Genomic DNA, 16,307 nt, shown 5'->3' with positions numbered 1-16,307 from the left:
CGTGACCGAGGACGCGGTGGAGAAGCCGGGGCGTCAGCTGAGCGTGGCCGGCGTGCTGGTCGTGGGCGGGGTGCTGCTCGCGTTGACGGCGCTGACGTACGGGCTGCACAAGTTGCCGCACGGCACGTGGTCGCTGCCGGTGGCACTGCTCATCGCGGGGGCGAAGGGGCTGCTGATCGCCCTGTTCTACATGCACCTGCGAGAGCAGCGAACGAGCAACGGGCTGGTGCTGCTCACGTCCGTGGTGTTCGTGGCGGTGCTGCTGGCCGTGTGCGTGCTGGAGACGCGCACGCGCTTCCGTCCCACGATTCCTCCAGGTCCGTTCCCGGTGGAGGCCCTGCCAGGAGCGATGGAGGACCCGAGGAGCGCGAGGCCGCCGGAGCCCGCGGGTCCTCGGGAGCCGTGAGCGTCAGGGTGGGGAGGTCCTCAGGGCGTGGAGTTGACGCCGCAGCCGGTCCACGCGGGTGAGGACATCCCGGAGCGCAGGCACTGTGCCGAGCGCCGCGCCGAACGCGATGTGCAGGAGGAACAGCAGCGCGGAGGAGGCTTCGCGCGCGAGGGGTGGCGAAGCGAAGGGAATCATCAGCCGGGTCATCACGGCCCACAGGCCCAGGCTGTAGAGCATTCCCAGACAGAGCGCCGCGACGGCGGTGCCCCGGCGTGGCAGCAGGAGCGCGAAGCCCGTGGCCAGTCCACCCGCCACGGCGAAGTGGATGAACAGCCCGAGCAGCACCGCGCCGGCTCCCTGGGCCGCGCCACCGCGGAAGAACAGCCCCGCCACGAGGAGCGCAGGCCTCCAGGGCTCGCCTTGCAGCACGGCCGCGAACGCGCAGGCGAGCACCGTCATCGCGAAGGCGCCCACCGTTCCCGCCAGCGCACCGGGGAGCACGGCATCGCGCACGGGGTTCCACGGCGCCACCGCATGGTCCACCGCCTGGCGCCGTCCGCGCATCCGCATCCCCCACTCCCTTCCTCGTCGAGAGTAGGAACTGCCGCTCGGAGAGAGGACCCGGTTCGGCCGTGGCGGAGACCCCGCCGGGGAAGGGCCTGGCCGCCTGGAGGGCGTGGAGGACACCCCACGTTGGAGCCTGGGTCCGCTTGGAGCCATGGACGGCCCCTGGGGGGAGGCCGTTAGATTTCCAGCTGTGATTGCCTCCGTCCGCTTCGAGCACTACCGGTGCCTGCTTCGCGTGCAGCTCGCCTTGGAGCCACTGACCGTCCTGGTGGGGCCCTCGGCGTCGGGGAAGACCGCCGTGCTGGAGGGGCTCCAACACCAGCTCGCGTACGAGCCCTCGGACTTCTGGCGGCGGGATGAGTCCCGTCCGCTCTCCATCGAATGGACGTACGCGCACGGCGACCGCACGCGCGTGGAGTATCCGTTCAGTGTGATGGACACGCTGCCCGGCCAGGGGCACTCCACGCAGCAGCTGTCGCTGAGCATGGAGGCGCTGCGCGGAGCTGGCTCGTCCGCGAAGGCGACCTGGCTGGAGCGCAAGGGCGGCAACCTCGCGAGCGTCTTCGCGGCGCTGCCCATGTCCACGCGGGACGTCATCTCCCAGGAACTGGCCCGGCGGGTGCCGTCGCTGTCGGAGGTGGACGTGGCGCGCGACCTGGAGGACCGCTCCTTCCGGCTGCGCTTCCGCGACCGCTGGAGTCCGGACGTGTGGTTCGGCCCCGACTACGTGTCGGACGGGGTGCTGTGGCTGCTCGCGTTCCTGGTGCTGCCCTACCAGCGCCCGTTGCCGGAGCTGCTCACGCTGGACGAGCCGGAGCGCGCCCTGCACCCGGGCCTGGTGCGCGAAGTCTTGGAGCTCCTTCGCGCCATGACGCGAGGCGAGTCCACGGGAGGCCAGCCGGTGCAGGTGGTGCTGGCCACGCACTCGCCGGACCTGCTGGAGCACGTGCGTCCGGAAGAGGTGCGCCTCCTGTCACGAGAGCCCACGGACGGCTCCGTGCGTGTGAACCCCGTGCCCGCCACCGCGCTCCACTGGCGCCGCGAGTGCCGGGAGCTGCTGGACTCGCTGTAGAGTGCCGGGATGCTCCGCAGCATCCGCCTCCGGAACCTCCTTTCGTTCGGACCTGACTCCGAAGCCTTCCCCCTTCGGGCACTCAACGTCCTGATTGGGCCGAACGCGTCCGGAAAGTCCAACCTCATCGAGGCGCTGGGACTCCTCCGGGCGACTCCTGGCAATCTCCTGGCGCCCATCCGCGAAGGGGGAGGGGTCACGGAGTGGCTGTGGAAAGGCGGAACAGAGCCTGGCCCGCCCACCGCGAAGCTGGAAGTCGTTCTGGACCATCCGGAAGGGGTCATGCCACTGAGCTACCAGTTGGCATTCACGGTGGAGGGGCAGCGACTGAGCTTGGTGGATGAGCTCCTCACGAATGAGCGATCGGACGACAATGATCCGCAGCCCATGCACTTCTATCAGTTCAACGGTGGGGCTCCCGTCCTCACGGTCCGGGCGGATCTGGCGACTCGACCTGGGGCCTCCAAGGGGCGGCAATTCCGGCGCCTGACCAAGGGCTCACTGAGTTCCGAGGCGTCCGTTTTTTCTCAGCGGCGCGACATGGATGTGTACCCAGAACTGACTTTCGCAGGCACCCGGTTCGGGCTCATTTCGCTGCATCGGGAATGGAACCTGGGCCGTTACACGCCCCCACGTCTTCCGCAGCGAACTGACCTTCCGGGAGACTTCCTGCTGGAGGACGCAAGCAACCTGGGGCTCGTGCTCAACGACTTGGAGTTCCGGCCGGGTGTGAAGAAGACGCTGCTGGAGAACCTTCGCCTCCTCTATGCGCGCGTGGAGGACTTCTCGGTCAGGATCTCCGGCGGAACCGTCCAGGTGTACTTCCTCGAGGAGGGCCTGAGCACGCCGATTCCCGCGACCCGCCTGTCCGACGGGACGCTGCGCTACCTCTGCCTGCTCACCCTGCTGTGCCACCCGACGCCGCCGCCACTGATCTGCATCGAGGAGCCAGAGCTAGGGCTGCATCCCGACATCCTGCCGGTCATCGGAAGGCTCCTGCGCGAAGCGAGCACGCGCACGCAGCTCATCGTGACCACCCACTCGGACACGCTGGTCTCCGCGCTCTCCGAGGAACCAGAATCCGTCGTCGTCTGCGAGCAGGAGCAGGGCGGAACGGTGTTGCGGCGCTTGGAGAAGGAAAAGCTGTCGGAGTGGTTGTCGCGGTACAGCCTGGGGGAGGTCTGGCGGATGGGCGAGTTGGGGGGAACCCGATGGTGAAGGAGATCCGGCTCTACATCGAGGGAGGCGGAAATACCAACTACGGCAAGGCGCGACTGAGGGCTGGATTCGGTCAGTTCTTCGAGGAAATCGTCCAGCGCGCGAGGAGGAGAAATGTCCGCTGGCAGCTCATCCTGTGCGGTCCGCGCGATGCCGCTTTTGATGGATTCAGGCACGCACTCAAGGATCACCCTTCCGCCTTCAACATCCTGCTCGTTGATTCAGAAGGCCCGGTGAGCAAGCCGCCCTGGGCCCATCTCGCGACGCGCGACCCATGGCAGCGTCCCGAGAATGCTTCGGACGACTCCTGCCAGCTGATGGTCCAGACCGCCGAGGCATGGCTCATGGCGGACCCCGAAGCGCTCCAGGGTTACTACGGAAAGGGCTTCGCGCTCGGGAGTCTTCCCAAGACGAATAGCGTCGAGGCCATTCCCAAGACCGTCCTCGAAGGCGCCCTGGACAAGGCAACCCAGGGGACGCAGAAGGGCCGGTACCACAAGATCGAGCACTGCTCGGACCTGCTGGGGAAGGTGGACCCCGCGCTCGTGCGCGCCCGTTCCGTGCACTGCGAGCGGCTGTTCACCGTGCTGGACGGGCTGCTGACCTGAGTCCTCGGAACGGAGGGGCTGTGTCCACCAGCGCACGGCCCCGGCTCCGCGAGTGACCTGCGGGTGACGCTCCGCGCGCGGGGCTGACGGTTGTGTGCCTGCATCGGCGGGCCACTCCTAACGTGGGCCTCTTCGCCCATGCCCCTCCTCCTGCCCATCCTCCTGGCCCTGGCGTGCGCGCCGCTCGCCTATGTCGCGGGCCGGTGGCGTCCGGGCGCCGCGGCCTGGATGGGCGCCCTGGGCGCGCTCGCCGCGATGGGGGCGCTGGTCCATGAATGGACAACACAGGCGCCCACGCGCCTCGTGCTTCCCTGGGCCCCCTCCTGGGGCCTGTCGCTGGAGTTCACTCGCGACGGCCTGTCCGGCCTCTATGCCGCGATGGCGCTCGGCATCGGCGCGCTCGTGGTCCTGTACTCGCGCGCGTACATGCCGCACCACCTCCACGAGGAAGGCCGTCCCGCTCGCGACGAGGTGCGCTTCCAGGGACTCCTCCTCGCGTTCATGGCCGCCATGGTGCTGCTCGTCACCGTGGATGACCTGCTGCTGCTCTTCGTGGCGCTGGACCTCACCACCATCATTTCCTACCTGCTCATCGGCTTCGACCGCGAGGACCCCGAGTCGCGCGCCGCCGCGCTCCTGTCGCTCGTGCTCACCGGCGCCACCTCCGTCGTCTTCTTCGCGGGCGCCATGACGCTGGGCCTCCAGTACGGCACCTTCTCCCTGCCGCTCGTCTTCGAGCGCGCGGCGCAGAACCCCGCGTCCACCGGCGCCCTGGTGTGCCTGGCCGTGGGCGCGCTGGGCAAGAGCGCGCAGGTGCCGTTCCATTTCTGGCTGCCTCGCGCCATGGCCGCGCCCACGCCCGTGTCCTCGTACCTGCACTCGGCCGCGATGGTCGCCGCGGGCGTCTTCCTCCTCCAGCGCCTCTATCCCCTGTTCGCCCCCGCCACGGACGTGCGCCACGGCCTGCTCGCCATCGGCTTCCTGTCTCTGGGCATGGGCAGCCTCATGGCCCTGGTGGCGGATCCGTTCAAGCGCGTGCTCGCGTACTCCACCATCGCGCAGTACGGCTACGCCCTGGTGCTGGTGGCGCTGGGCTCGGAAGGCGCGCCGCTCTACGTGGCGGCCCACGCGCCGTGCAAGGCCGCCCTCTTCCTCACCGCGGGCGCCATCACCCAGGTCACCGGGAAGAAGAATCTGTCCGAGGTCGGCGGCCTGCGCCACTCGCTCCCCGTGCTCGCGGGCGCCAGCGCCGTCGCGGCGGCGGGGCTCGCCGCGCTGCCCCTCACCGTGGGCTTCTTCAAGGACGAGGTCTTCTTCCACGCGCTCGCGAAGGAGGGCCCCGCGTTCATGGCGGCCGGGCTCGTGGGCGCGGGCATGACGCTCGCGTACACGCTGCGCCTGTGGTGGGGCCTCTTCGGTGGACCGCGCCAGGACGTGCCCGCCGCACCGCGCCTGCTCGTGGCCCCCGTCGCCGTGCTCGCGGCGGCCATCCTCCTGGGCGGCGTGCTGCCGGGGCTCCTGGTCGCGCCCTCCCGCGCCGCCGCGGAGGCGATGCGTGGCGAGCCCTCCACGCTGGAGCTCGCGTACCACCTGGATGCGCGCGCGGAGAACCTGCTCGCCGTGGGGGCCTGGGTCCTGGGCGTGGCGCTGTTCGCCTCGCGCCGTGCGTGGGCGCCCGCGCTCTCCCGCGTGCTGGAAGGCGCGTCCCACGTAGGCGCCGAGCGAGGCTATCGCCTGCTGCTGCACCAGTTGGACCGGCTGTCCACGTGGCTGCACGAGAAGGAGGTGCGCGACCTGCGCGACCGCGTGGCGTCCGTGCTGGTGCCCGCGGGCCTGCTGGGCCTCGCGGTGCTGGGCGTGACGCCGCTGCGCGACCGCTTCAAGGTGGGCCCGGTGGGGTGGGCGGACATCACGCTGGTGATGGCGCTCGCCTTCGCGTCCGCCGCCGCGCTGGCCACGCTGCGCGCGAAGGGTCACCTGCGGCTGGTGCTGCTCATCTCCTGCGTGGGCTTCAGCCTGGCCATGGTGTTCGCCTTCGCCGCCGCGCCCGACGTGGCCCTCACCTCCGTGCTGGTGGAGACCACCTTCACGCTGCTCTTCGCGGGCCTGTTGGCCCTGCTGCCCCGCGGCCGCCTCGCGCGTGCCCAGCACGAGGCCCAGAACCCCCGCGGACGCGACCGCCTGGCGGCCAGTGTCGCGGGCGCGAGCGCCTTCCTGCTGAGCTGGAGCGCCCTGTCCCATCTCCATGCGGACCGCGTTGGCGCGCGCACGGTGCAGCTGGCGGAAGCCGCGCACTCGCCCAACGTCGTCGCCGCCGTGCTCACGGACTTCCGGGGCCTGGACACGGTGGGGGAGATGACCGTCGTGGTGGCGGCGCTGCTCGGCGTCACCAGCCTCCTGACCCTGAAGGGGAAGAAGCCATGATCTCCTTCGTCCCACCCCTGTCGCGCCTCCTGCTGTGGCCGTCGTTGATCATCGCGCTCTCGTTCTGGCTGAAGGGCGGCGCGTCGGTGGGCGGCGGCTTCCCGGCCGGGGCGCTCGCCGGCCTCGCGGTGCTGCTCCAGTACGTCGTGGCGGGTCGAGACCAGGCCCGGCGCTACGTGGCGGTGCGGTACGCGGCGCCGCTGGCGGGCGTGGGGCTGCTGCTCGTGGTGGGCACGGCGTTCCTGCCCGTGCTCGCGGGCTACACGCCCATGAGCCTCTTCCCCCGACCGGACCAGCCGGAGCTGGGCATAGGAGGCCTCCACCTGCACACCGCGCTCATCTTCGAGGGAGGACTGATGCTCATCGTCTTCGGGCTGGTGGTCACCGTCATCGACCGCTTCGCCCTGCGCACGGGAGCGGAGGAGGAGTCCGGACCATGATCCTCATCGCATCCCTGGTGGTGGGCCTGCTGTTCGCGTGCGGCGTGCGCATGGTGCTGGAGCGCGAGCTGGTGCGCGTGGCGTGCGGCACGGTGCTCATCACCAACTCCAGCGTCCTGCTCATCCTCGCGGGCTCCTTCCCGGAGCGCGGCGAGGCGCTGAGCGTGCAGCAGGGCTGGCCGGTGACGGACCCGGTGCTCCAGTCGCTGGCGCTCACGGCCATCGTCATCGGCTTCGCGGTGTCCGCGCTGCTGCTCACGCTGGTGCACCGCACGCAGCGGGCGCACGGCTCGTTGCGCACGGACCGGTTGGTGGAAGCGGAGCTCAAGCGCGTGCACGCCGTGGAGAGGGAGGAGGACTCCTGATGCCGCTCTGGGGTCCACTGCTCCTGCCGTGGGTGCTGGGCGTGGTGCTGGCGTTCCTGGACGGGCGCCGCGCGTGGGTGGCGTGGCTGGCCATCGCGGGGCTCGCGGGCACGCTCGTGTGCACGGTGTGGCTGTTGCCCCAGGCCTGGAGCGCGCAGGCGCCCCAGTTCGTCACGGGAGACTGGCCCGTGGGCGTGGGCATCCGCCTGCGCGCGGATCAGCTCTCCATCGTGTTCGCGCTGGTGTCCACGTCGGTGCTGCTGGGCACGCTCGTGTACGAGCACGTGGCGGGAGGCATCACGTCACGCAGCTTCCCCGCGCTGGTGGTCTTCATGGGCGCGGGGCTCACGGGGGTGTTCTTCACGTCGGACGCGTTCAACTTCTACGTCTTCTTCGAACTGGCGATGACGTCCGCCTTCGCGCTGGCGTCGTATGGCGAGAAGCCCCGGAACCTGCGCGCCGCGTTCACCTTCGTGGTGGTGAACCTGATGGGGTCCTCGTTGTTCCTCACGGCGGTGGTGATGCTGTACCTGACCACCGGAACGCTGGACATGCTGTCCATCATCGCGTGGGGACAGGCGGGGGAGCCGTTCGCGCTGCTGGTGCCCGGCACGCTGCTCTTGTGCGCGTTCGGCGTGAAGCTGGGCTTCTTCCCATTCCACTTCTGGGCGCCAGCGGTGTACCGGGACGCGGGCCCCACGGTGGCGGCGCTGCTCGCGGGAGCGCTGGCGAACATCGGCAGCTATGGACTGCTGCGCTTCGGCGTGGACGTGCTGCCACAGGTGCTGGCGCAGGCCCGGCCGCTGCTGGAAATCCTGGGCGCGGCGAGCATCCTCTACGGCTCCGTGCTGGCGCTCTCCCGGCGGGACACGCGCGAGGTGCTCGGGTACGCGTCCATCTCGCACGCGGGGCTCATCATCGCCGCGCTGAGCCTGGATGGCCGCGAGGGCCTGTGCGCGGCGGTGGCGCTGGCGCTGGCGGGCTCCGTGGACAAGACGGCGCTGTTCCTGGCGCAGGACCGGGGCGGCGAGCGGGCGCGCAGGGCCTACTCGGTGGCGGCCTTCAGCACGGCGGGAGTGCCGCCCACCGCGGGCTTCTGGTCCAAGGCCTGGCTGCTGCGAGCGGCGCTGGAGCAGGGGCATGCCTGGCTCGCGGGGCTGGTGGTGCTGGCGAGCGCCCTGTCGCTCCTGGCCCTCTTCCGCGCCTACCAGCGCGAGCGGTGGTTGAGGGAGGGCGCGGCCCTGCACCGGGGCACGGGCGCGGTGGTGTACGCGCTGTCCCTCGCGCTCATCGCCGCGGGCCTCTGGCCGGAGCCGCTCTTGCGCGCCGGACGCGACGCCATCCAGGGTCTGGGGACGCTGCCATGAGCCCGCGCACCCTCGTGCACATGCTGTCCCTGGCGCTGCTGTACGCGCTGATGGTGGGCAGCTTCCACCCGGTGGACCTCGCGCTGGGCGCGGTGCTGGCCCTGGGGGTGATGCGCCTGTTCCCCCTGGCGGTCCTGCCCCCGGTCCTGGGTGCTCGCGAGCACTGGCGCCGCACGCTGCACCTGCCCCGCTTCGGCTGGGCCCTGGCCGTGCTGGTGACGCGGAGTTGTTTCCATGTGCTCACGGTCATCTTCGGCCCCGCCGACCGTGCGAATCACGCGGGCGTCGTGGAGGTCCCCATGGGCGAGCGCACCGCGCGCGGCGTGCAGGTGTCCTCGTGGGTCATGTCCCTGTCCCCGGGCACGGTGCTGCTGGAGCTGGACTGGAAGAAGCGCGTGATGCGCATGCACGCGCTGGACGCGTCGGATCCGGACCGGTTGATCCGGCAGCAGGACAACTTCTACCAGCGCTACCAGCGCGCGGTGTTCCCGTAGGGAGGCGGCCTGCGATGCACAAGACCTTCTTCACCCTGGCCATCGTGTGGATGGTGGGCCTGCTGGGAGCGCTGGTGCTGCTGGCCTCACGCCAGCGGTCCTCGGCGGACATGCTCATGTCCGTGGACACCCTGGGCCTGGTCATCTGCGCGGTGTTGGCGCTGTACGGCGCGACACGCGGCGAGGCCGGCTACCTGGACGCGGCCCTGGTGCTGGCCCTGCTCTCCTACGTGCAGACCGTGGCCGGCGCCCGCTTCCTGCACCACGGCCGCACCTTCCACGACGAGGAGGACAGCCGATGATGTCCGCCGGGTTGCAGTGGGTGGCCGACGGCCTGGTGGTGCTGGGCCTGTTCTTCATCACCGCCGCCATCATCGGCATGTACCGGCTGCCCTCGGTGCTCACGCGCGTGCACGCGGCGGGCGCGGTGCCCTTCGGCGGGGCGCTGGTCATCATCGGCGCCACGCTGGCGACGGCGGACGGCTGGCTCCTCCTGCGAGGGCTGCTCGTCGCCGCGTTCCTGATGCTCACCATCCCCAGCTCCGCCCACGCCATCGCCTGGCTGGCGGAGAAGCGCCCGGAGCTCGCCCACGACAAGGGCCGGCGGCACCGGCACGAACCGGAAGGCCACGAGCGGAAGTAGCCGCCCGCACGCAGGCCCGCTCCCAGAAGGGCGGGACGGGCACCGGGATGCCCCCGGGCTCCAGGGCACACCGCGGTCACTAGCTTGATACGCGAGGGACCTCCCCCTGCCCAGGAGCCTCGCGCATGAGCGCCACCGTCAGCGACTACCTCGTCTATCGCCTCATCCAGTGGGGCGTGCGCCGCGTCTACGGCTACCCGGGCGACGGCATCAACGGCGTGATGGGCGCGCTGAGGCGCAACTCCGAAATGCAGTTCGTGCAGGTCCGCCACGAGGAGATGGCCGCCTTCGCCGCCTGCGCGCACGCGAAGTTCACCGGCGAGGTGGGCGTGTGCATGGCCACCTCCGGCCCGGGCGCCGTCCACCTGCTCAACGGCCTCTACGACGCGAAGCTGGACCACCAGCCCGTGGTGGCCATTGTCGGCCAGCAGGCGCGCACGGCCCTGGGCGGGCACTACCAGCAGGAGGTGGACCTCACCTCTCTCTTCAAGGACGTGGCCAGCGAGTACGTCACCATGGTGACCGCGCCCTCCGCCATCCGCCACGCGCTGGACCGGGCCGTGAGAATCGCCCGGTGCGAGCGCACCGTGACGTGTCTGGTGTTGCCCAACGACTTGCAGGAGCTGCCCTACGAACCACCCGCGCGCAAGCACGGCACCGTGCACTCCAGCGTGGGCTACGCGTCCCCGCGAGTGATTCCCCAGGACGCGGACCTGCGCCGCGCCGCGGACGTCCTCAACGCGGGCAAGAAGGTGGCGATGCTGGTGGGCGCGGGCGCCATGAACGCGGCGGACGAGGTGCTGGAGGTCGCGGACCGGCTGGGCGCGGGAGTGGCCAAGGCGCTGCTGGGCAAGACGGTGCTGCCGGACGCGCTGCCCTTCGTGACGGGCTCCATCGGCCTGCTGGGCACGAAGCCCAGCTGGGACCTGATGCAGGACTGCGACACGCTGCTGATGGTGGGGACGAGCTTCCCCTACTCGGAGTTCCTTCCGCCGGAGGGCCAGGCGCGCGGCGTTCAAGTCGACCTGGACGGCCGGATGCTCTCCATCCGCTACCCCATGGAGGTGGGGCTCGTTGGCGACGCGAAGGAGACGCTGCGCGCGCTGCTGCCCCTGCTGAAGCGCAAGGAGGACCGGAGCTGGCGCGAGGGCGTGGAGAAGGGCGTGGCGCGCTGGTGGAAGGTGCTGGAGGCGCGCGCCATGAACGACGCGAACCCCCTCAACCCGCAGCGAGTGTTCTGGGAGCTGTCCCCGAAGCTGCCCACGGACGTCATCCTCACGGCGGACTCCGGCAGCTCCACGAACTGGTTCGCGCGCGACCTGAAGGTGCGGCAGGGGATGATGGCGTCCCTGTCCGGCAACCTGGCCACCATGGGCTGCGGCGTGCCGTACGCCCTGGGCGCGAAGTTCGCGTTCCCGCACCGCCCGGTGCTCGCGGTGGTGGGCGACGGCGCCATGCAGATGAATGGCAACGCGGAGCTCATCACCGTGGCGAAGTACTGGAAGGAGTGGAAGGACCCGCGCCTCATCGTCCTGGTGCTCAACAACCGAGACCTGGGCCAGGTGACCTGGGAGCAGCGGGCGATGGCCGGCGACCCGAAGTACGCCGCGTCGCAGGAGCTGCCGGACTTCCCCTACGCGAAATACGCCGAGTCCCTGGGCCTCAAGGGAATCCGCGTGGACCGGCCGGACCGGCTCGCGGCCGCATGGGATGAAGCGCTGGCCGCGGACCGGCCCGTCGTCTTCGAGGCCTGGGTGGACCCGGACGTGCCGCCCCTGCCGCCGCACATCACCGTGGAGCAGGCGAAGATGTTCGCCTCCGCCGTCGTGAAGGGCGACCCGGACGCGGGCGGCTTCCTCAAGCAGTCCCTGAAGGACATGGTGGAGAACCTCCTCCCCCACAAGGGCAACAAGCCCTGAGGTGGGGCAGGGGTCCTCAGGCGTCCTGCTTGAGGGCCTCGGCAGGGGAGACACGCGTGGCGGCGACCGCGGGAATCCAGCTGGCCGCCAGCGCGGTGAGGAAGAGCAGCGCGGGCGCTCCCACGAAGATGAGCGGGTCGTGGGGCGTGATGCCATACAGCATCGCGGAGAGCGCGCGGGCCAGCAGCCCCGCGCCCAGCAGCCCCACGGCGAGGCCCAGGCCGGTGAGCCGCAATCCCTGGGTCACGACCAGCCGGAGCAGTCCCCGAGGCGTCGCGCCCAGAGCGCTCCGGATGCCCAGCTCCCGCGTCCGCTGCGTCACCCAGAAGGCCAGCAAGCCATACAACCCCACCGAGGCCAGGACCGCGCCCAGCAGCGCGAACGCCGCCAGCAGTCCGCCAAGCACCCGCACCCGGGCGGAGCCGGCCTCCACCACGCGGTCCAGCGGGCGGACGTTGAGCAGCCGCAGGTTTGGATCCGCCGCGCGGACCTCCTCCTGTAGCAGCGCCAGCAATTGGGTCGCTGGCAGCGAGGACTTCACCGCCAGGTTCAGGCTCTTGCGCATGTCCTGGCCCAGCGGGACGTAGAGGTCCCCGGACGGCGCCACCGAGATGCGCTCCATGGGCACGTCCCCGACGACGCCAATGACTTCCCGGGGCGCCGCGTCCCTGTCCAACTGGAGCCGGACACCCACCGGCTCCCGGCCCGGGAGGTACCGGCGCGCGAAGGCCTCGCTGACGACCACCACGGGGGGATGATCCGCTGTGTCGCCAGCGTCCATGAGGCGGCCCTGCTTCAACGCGATGCCCATCGCGCGGAACGCGCCCGCGCTGGCCGGAACGTAACCGGCTCGGGGAGGCATCCCGGATGGCGGGGGCATCCCCACGATGTGGAAGCCCGCCGTCTCGCGCCAGACTTCACCCGAGAAGGGGAGCGCCGCGGTGAGCCCGGCCGAGTCCACGCCGGGGAGCGCCTCCATCCGCGCGATGAGCGCCTGGGCCAGGGCCGAGGCCCGGGCCTCATCGGGGAACTGCTCCAGCGGGAAGAACACCTCCGCGACCGTGACGTGCTCGGGCTCGAAGCCCAGCGGCACGGCCTGGAGCTTCCACAGCGTGCGCAGCATGAGCCCCGCGCCCACCAGCGGCACCAGCGCCAGGGACAGCTGTGCGACGACCAGCGCCGAGCGCGCCCAGCCCAGGGACGTCGCGCCGCGCCCTCCGCGCGCCATAGGCGCGAGCACGGCCCGGGCCTCTCCGCGCGAGGCGTGGAGCGAGGGCAGTACCCCCACCAGCACCGCCGTCGCCAGCGACACGGCCGCGACGATGGCGAGCAAGGAGGGCTCGAGCCCCGGGCCGGACACGAACCAGCCTGGAATGAAGAGGGTGAGCAGTCCCCGCCCCCAGAGCGCGAGCAGCAACCCGCCCACGCCACCGAACGCGGCCCGGACCGCGCTCTCCACGAAAACCTGCCGGACCAGCTGCCACCGGGTCGCTCCCAGCGCGAGCCGCACCGACAGTTCGTGCATCCGCGCGCTGCCCCGCGCGAGCAGCAGGTTGGTGAGGTTCGAGCACCCCAACAGCAACAGCAGCACCGCCGCCCCGGCCGCGATCTGGAGCTGCGAAAGGGACTGTTCGACGAAGTACGCGTGGAGGGGCTCCACGTGCACCCCCACCCGTGGCTCGCCCGGGACGTCCGCCGCGGCGAGCGTGAGCGGAAGCAATTCCCCCCGGGCCTGCTCCAGGGAGACGCCCGGACGCATCCGGCCCACGACGCGCAGCGTATTGCCGCCGTCCTTGAGCACATCCAGCGCCAGGGGCTTCCACGCCTCCACCTCCGGCTCGAAGCGGAAGTCCTCCGGCAGCACGCCCACGATGACGTGCGACGTGTCGTCCAGCAGGACGCTCCGGCCCAGGACGGCGGGGTCCGCCCCATACAGCCGCTGCCACAGCGCATGGGTCAGCACCAGCTCGCGGTCGCGGCCCGGAACTTCTCCTTCCATCCCCCAGAGCCGCCCCAGGGCGGGCTGGACGCCCAGCAGGGGCATCAGCCCCGCGGAGGCGCGTCCCACGGTCAGCCGCGCCTCCAGCCCCGCTCCGCCCAGCAGCTGCTTCGCCACCCGCACGCCCTCGATGCCGGAGAAGCTCCGGGCACCCTCGCGCCACGCGGTCTACACCGGAAGGCTCACGCGGGTGCGGTCCTTGTGCGGCCCGGCCCCCGCGCCCGGCGTCGTCGCCTGGAAGAGGCGGACCAGCTGCTCCGACTCCGGATACGGCAGGGGTTGCCAGAGCACCGGGTACACGACACTGAAGACCGCCGTGGTCGCACCAATGGTGAGCGCGAGCGTCAACACGACGACCGCGGTGAAGAGCTTCTCCCGGGCCATCGAGCGCAACGTGCGCCGGACTTCGTGCAAGAGCATGGACCTGTCAGGGGTGGGGGACGAGGACGCGCGTGTAGCAACGAGGATGCCACGCACGGCCTTCCTCCGCCGGACGGAGCACGCCGCCCCGGGGCCTGACCGGAACTGGGAACGACCGTCCCACTTCCGTGAAACGGCCTACTTCGTGAGCCAGCGCATCGTCGCCTCGGTGACCACGCCGAACAGCGCCGTCTGCGCGAACAGCCAGGCGTGCTCCTCGCGTGTCCAGCTGCTCTCCGAGGCCGTCGCCTTGAAGAGGGGAAAGGCCATGCGCTCGAACGCGAGCACGCCCAGGCCCAGCAGGACACCGCTGTGCGGCAGGGACCACTTCGACGTGCGCCTTCGCACCAGGCCCCAGCCCATCCCCAAGAGGGGGCCATAGCCCGCGCGTAGCGCGAAGGCCCAGTCCGCCGCCTCCCGCCGGGACAGCTTCCGCCCGAACAGCCGGCTCAGCACGTGCCGCGCGATGTTGCGCGCGGAGTAGGGCGGCGGACGGCCCAGCGAGGCATTGCGCACGGCGACCAGCGCTCCCAGGGCGCCGGTGCCCACGGCCCCGGCGACATATGCGGCGGCGTATGGATTCCTCATGGCCTACCCCTTCATCAGGTTGCGCATCACGAACCACAGGTTGGCCGGACGCTCCGCCAGCCGGCGCATGAAGTAGGGATACCAGTGCTTCCCATACGGGACATAGACACGCACCGGATGGCCGTCCTTCGCCAGCTGCTCCTGGAGGTCGCGCCGGATGCCATACAGCATCTGGAATTCGAAGGCGCCCTTGGGCAGATGCTGACGCGCGGCGTACTCCAACGTGGCGTCAATCATCCGCTCATCATGCGTGGCGATGCCGTGATACACGCCGCTGTCCAGGAGGATGCGCATGCAGCGCACGAAGTTCGCGTCCACGTCCTTCTTGTCCGGGAACGCCACGTCGGAACCCTCCAGGTAGGCCCCCTTGCACAGCCGGATGCGGACGCGCTCGGCGCACAGGGCCTTCGCGTCCTCCTCCGTGCGCCGCAGGTAGCTCTGGAGCACCGCGCCCACGTGCCGCTCGCCGAACTCCGAGTGCAAATCCCGCACGATGTCCAGGGTCGTCTGCGTGACGGCGCTCTCCTCCATGTCCACGCGCACGAACGAGTCCCTCGCCGTCGCGTCCGCCACCACCGCCCGCGCGTTCTGCAGCGCCAGGTTCCGGTCGAACAACAGACCGCACTGCGTGAGCTTCATCGACACGTTGGCCCGCACGCCCACCTGGTCGATGCGCGCCAGCAACCGCAGGTACTGCTTCACCTCGTCGCGAGTCTCCGGGGGTGAGCGCACCGCTTCGTTGAGATGGTCGAAGCTGGCCATCAGCCCCTTCGCCGTGAGGGCCTTCACCGCGTCCACCGCCTCCTCCAGCGTCTCCCCCGCGATGAAGCGGGACGCGAGCTGGCGAAAGGGTTTGAGCCGCGTGGCCACGTCCTTCAGGTTGGACTGACGCGACAGGAACAGCAGCGCGGAGCGGGACAGCTGGTCTGCGGCCGTGGTCATGTGGATGTGTTCCCCCCGCGACTAGAGATAACGCCTGTTCAGTCAGGGTGCCGCGAGAGGAAGTCGGACACGCGTTCATTGAACGCTTCCGGGTGGCTCATGTACGGCAGGTGACTGGCCGCCTCCAGGAACTCCAGCCGGGCGCCCGGCACATGCGCCGCCACGTCGCGCGCGGCCGCGGGCGGCACCAGCAGGTCCCGGCCCCCCTCGATGACGAGCGTGGGCACGCGCAGCTCTTGCAACCGGTGCAGGAAGTCCGCGGCCAGGATGTCACGCAGCCGCCGCATCAGCTCCAGCGGCGAAATGCGCCGGGCCTCGCGCACGATTTCCGCCCGCCCCTCCGCCGGCAGCCACCGGCCTCCCATGACCCGCGCCACCGTGGGCGCGAACACATACGCCAGCGGCCGGGGCGCCCGCACCAGCGTGGACAGCGTCAACGCCAGCCTCCGGATCTTCCGCACGCTGGCCACCGGCGACACCAGCACCAGCGCCTTCACCCGCTGGGGGTGCTCCAACGCATACGCGATGGACAGCAGGCTGCCGTAGGAGGACCCCATCAAGGCGAAGCGCTCCGGCAGCCCCGCCTCCGGGTGGTTGAGCACCGACAGGTTCCACTGGAGCGGCGTATGGGTCGCCGGTGTCTTCAGCGGCGGCGTCCACAACAGGAGGTTCCACGCCTGTGCCAGCGGCTCCATGGGCGCGAACGACCGGCCACTGGCGCCCAGCCCCGGAAGACAGACCACCGTGCGTGATACATCCCTGTTGCCCCCAGGGAAGGTGAACAGCCGCACCGCCGTGCCCCGGACGACGCGCTCCTCGCAGTCCAGCCGTTCATACCCGCGCTGGATGTCTT

At 70.7% G+C, this 16,307-nt stretch carries 17 protein-coding genes and 1 pseudogene; 12 read left to right on the top strand and 6 right to left on the bottom strand.

Annotated elements, in window-relative coordinates; all coding sequences use genetic code 11:
• Window position 1 precedes the first annotated feature (1 nt).
• Window positions 2–406: a cytochrome C oxidase subunit IV family protein gene (locus D7Y15_RS19760; protein ID WP_233605027.1), complete on the top strand. Its 405-nt coding sequence runs from the start codon at window positions 2–4 to the stop codon at window positions 404–406.
• A gap of 3 nt (window positions 407–409) precedes the next feature.
• On the opposite strand, the gene D7Y15_RS19755 is transcribed toward D7Y15_RS19760, so the two are convergent.
• Window positions 410–958 carry a hypothetical protein gene (locus D7Y15_RS19755; protein WP_121753575.1) on the bottom strand — a complete coding sequence of 183 codons (549 nt, stop codon included), beginning with the start codon at window positions 956–958 and terminating at the stop codon, window positions 410–412.
• Window positions 959–1,145: 187 nt separating this feature from the next.
• Here D7Y15_RS19755 and D7Y15_RS19750 point away from each other — a divergent pair, with 187 nt between their 5' ends.
• From D7Y15_RS19750 to D7Y15_RS19700, 11 genes are all read left to right on the top strand, one after another.
• On the top strand, window positions 1,146–2,027 hold the full coding sequence (locus D7Y15_RS19750) for an AAA family ATPase (RefSeq protein ID WP_121753574.1): 882 nt from the start codon (window positions 1,146–1,148) through the stop codon (window positions 2,025–2,027).
• Between the two features lie 9 nt (window positions 2,028–2,036).
• Complete coding sequence (locus D7Y15_RS19745) at window positions 2,037–3,245, top strand: AAA family ATPase (RefSeq protein WP_121753573.1); 1,209 nt, start codon at window positions 2,037–2,039, stop codon at window positions 3,243–3,245.
• Window positions 3,239–3,853 (top strand): DUF4276 family protein, encoded by a 615-nt coding sequence (locus tag D7Y15_RS19740; RefSeq protein ID WP_121753572.1) that lies wholly within the window; start codon window positions 3,239–3,241, stop codon window positions 3,851–3,853. Before D7Y15_RS19745 ends, D7Y15_RS19740 begins: the two co-directional genes overlap by 7 nt.
• A gap of 138 nt (window positions 3,854–3,991) precedes the next feature.
• The gene (gene mbhE, locus D7Y15_RS19735; RefSeq protein WP_121753571.1) at window positions 3,992–6,277 is read left to right on the top strand and encodes a hydrogen gas-evolving membrane-bound hydrogenase subunit E; all 2,286 of its coding nucleotides are present in this window, start codon (window positions 3,992–3,994) and stop codon (window positions 6,275–6,277) included.
• Window positions 6,274–6,717 carry an MnhB domain-containing protein gene (locus D7Y15_RS19730; RefSeq protein ID WP_120576924.1) on the top strand — a complete coding sequence of 148 codons (444 nt, stop codon included), beginning with the start codon at window positions 6,274–6,276 and terminating at the stop codon, window positions 6,715–6,717. Before mbhE ends, D7Y15_RS19730 begins: the two co-directional genes overlap by 4 nt.
• Window positions 6,714–7,082 carry a sodium:proton antiporter gene (locus D7Y15_RS19725; RefSeq protein ID WP_120576925.1) on the top strand — a complete coding sequence of 123 codons (369 nt, stop codon included), beginning with the start codon at window positions 6,714–6,716 and terminating at the stop codon, window positions 7,080–7,082. Before D7Y15_RS19730 ends, D7Y15_RS19725 begins: the two co-directional genes overlap by 4 nt.
• On the top strand, window positions 7,082–8,449 hold the full coding sequence (locus D7Y15_RS19720) for a complex I subunit 5 family protein (RefSeq protein WP_121753570.1): 1,368 nt from the start codon (window positions 7,082–7,084) through the stop codon (window positions 8,447–8,449). The genes D7Y15_RS19725 and D7Y15_RS19720 overlap by 1 nt, the downstream gene beginning before the upstream one ends.
• Window positions 8,446–8,943 carry a Na+/H+ antiporter subunit E gene (locus tag D7Y15_RS19715; protein ID WP_120576927.1) on the top strand — a complete coding sequence of 166 codons (498 nt, stop codon included), beginning with the start codon at window positions 8,446–8,448 and terminating at the stop codon, window positions 8,941–8,943. Before D7Y15_RS19720 ends, D7Y15_RS19715 begins: the two co-directional genes overlap by 4 nt.
• A gap of 14 nt (window positions 8,944–8,957) precedes the next feature.
• Window positions 8,958–9,245, top strand: a complete 288-nt coding sequence (locus D7Y15_RS19710) for a monovalent cation/H+ antiporter complex subunit F (RefSeq protein ID WP_120576928.1) — start codon at window positions 8,958–8,960, stop codon at window positions 9,243–9,245.
• Window positions 9,242–9,586: a monovalent cation/H(+) antiporter subunit G gene (locus tag D7Y15_RS19705; RefSeq protein WP_120576929.1), complete on the top strand. Its 345-nt coding sequence runs from the start codon at window positions 9,242–9,244 to the stop codon at window positions 9,584–9,586. Before D7Y15_RS19710 ends, D7Y15_RS19705 begins: the two co-directional genes overlap by 4 nt.
• A 125-nt stretch (window positions 9,587–9,711) precedes the next feature.
• Entirely contained in the window at window positions 9,712–11,505 is a 1,794-nt protein-coding gene (locus D7Y15_RS19700; protein ID WP_121753569.1) for a thiamine pyrophosphate-requiring protein, read from the top strand.
• 16 nt (window positions 11,506–11,521) lie between these two features.
• Here the strand turns inward: D7Y15_RS19700 and D7Y15_RS19695 are convergent.
• From D7Y15_RS19695 to D7Y15_RS19675, 5 genes and pseudogenes are all read right to left on the bottom strand, one after another.
• Window positions 11,522–13,657, bottom strand: a pseudogene (locus D7Y15_RS19695) (ADOP family duplicated permease); the annotation flags it as partial.
• 15 nt (window positions 13,658–13,672) lie between these two features.
• Complete coding sequence (locus D7Y15_RS19690; RefSeq protein WP_148712813.1) at window positions 13,673–13,924, bottom strand: hypothetical protein; 252 nt, start codon at window positions 13,922–13,924, stop codon at window positions 13,673–13,675.
• Window positions 13,925–14,062: 138 nt separating this feature from the next.
• Window positions 14,063–14,512, bottom strand: a complete 450-nt coding sequence (locus D7Y15_RS19685) for a hypothetical protein (RefSeq protein ID WP_126935525.1) — start codon at window positions 14,510–14,512, stop codon at window positions 14,063–14,065.
• 3 nt (window positions 14,513–14,515) lie between these two features.
• On the bottom strand, window positions 14,516–15,454 hold the full coding sequence (locus D7Y15_RS19680; RefSeq protein ID WP_120576933.1) for a proline dehydrogenase family protein: 939 nt from the start codon (window positions 15,452–15,454) through the stop codon (window positions 14,516–14,518).
• Between the two features lie 38 nt (window positions 15,455–15,492).
• The coding region (locus tag D7Y15_RS19675; RefSeq protein ID WP_233605025.1) for an alpha/beta fold hydrolase at window positions 15,493–16,307 on the bottom strand (815 nt) is incomplete at its 5' end.

The organism is Corallococcus sp. AB030 (assembly GCF_003668965.1).
GTDB classification, from domain to species: domain Bacteria; phylum Myxococcota; class Myxococcia; order Myxococcales; family Myxococcaceae; genus Corallococcus; species Corallococcus exiguus.
Note: the sequence above shows the minus strand (reverse complement) of the source record. Positions and strands in the feature narration are given on the sequence as shown.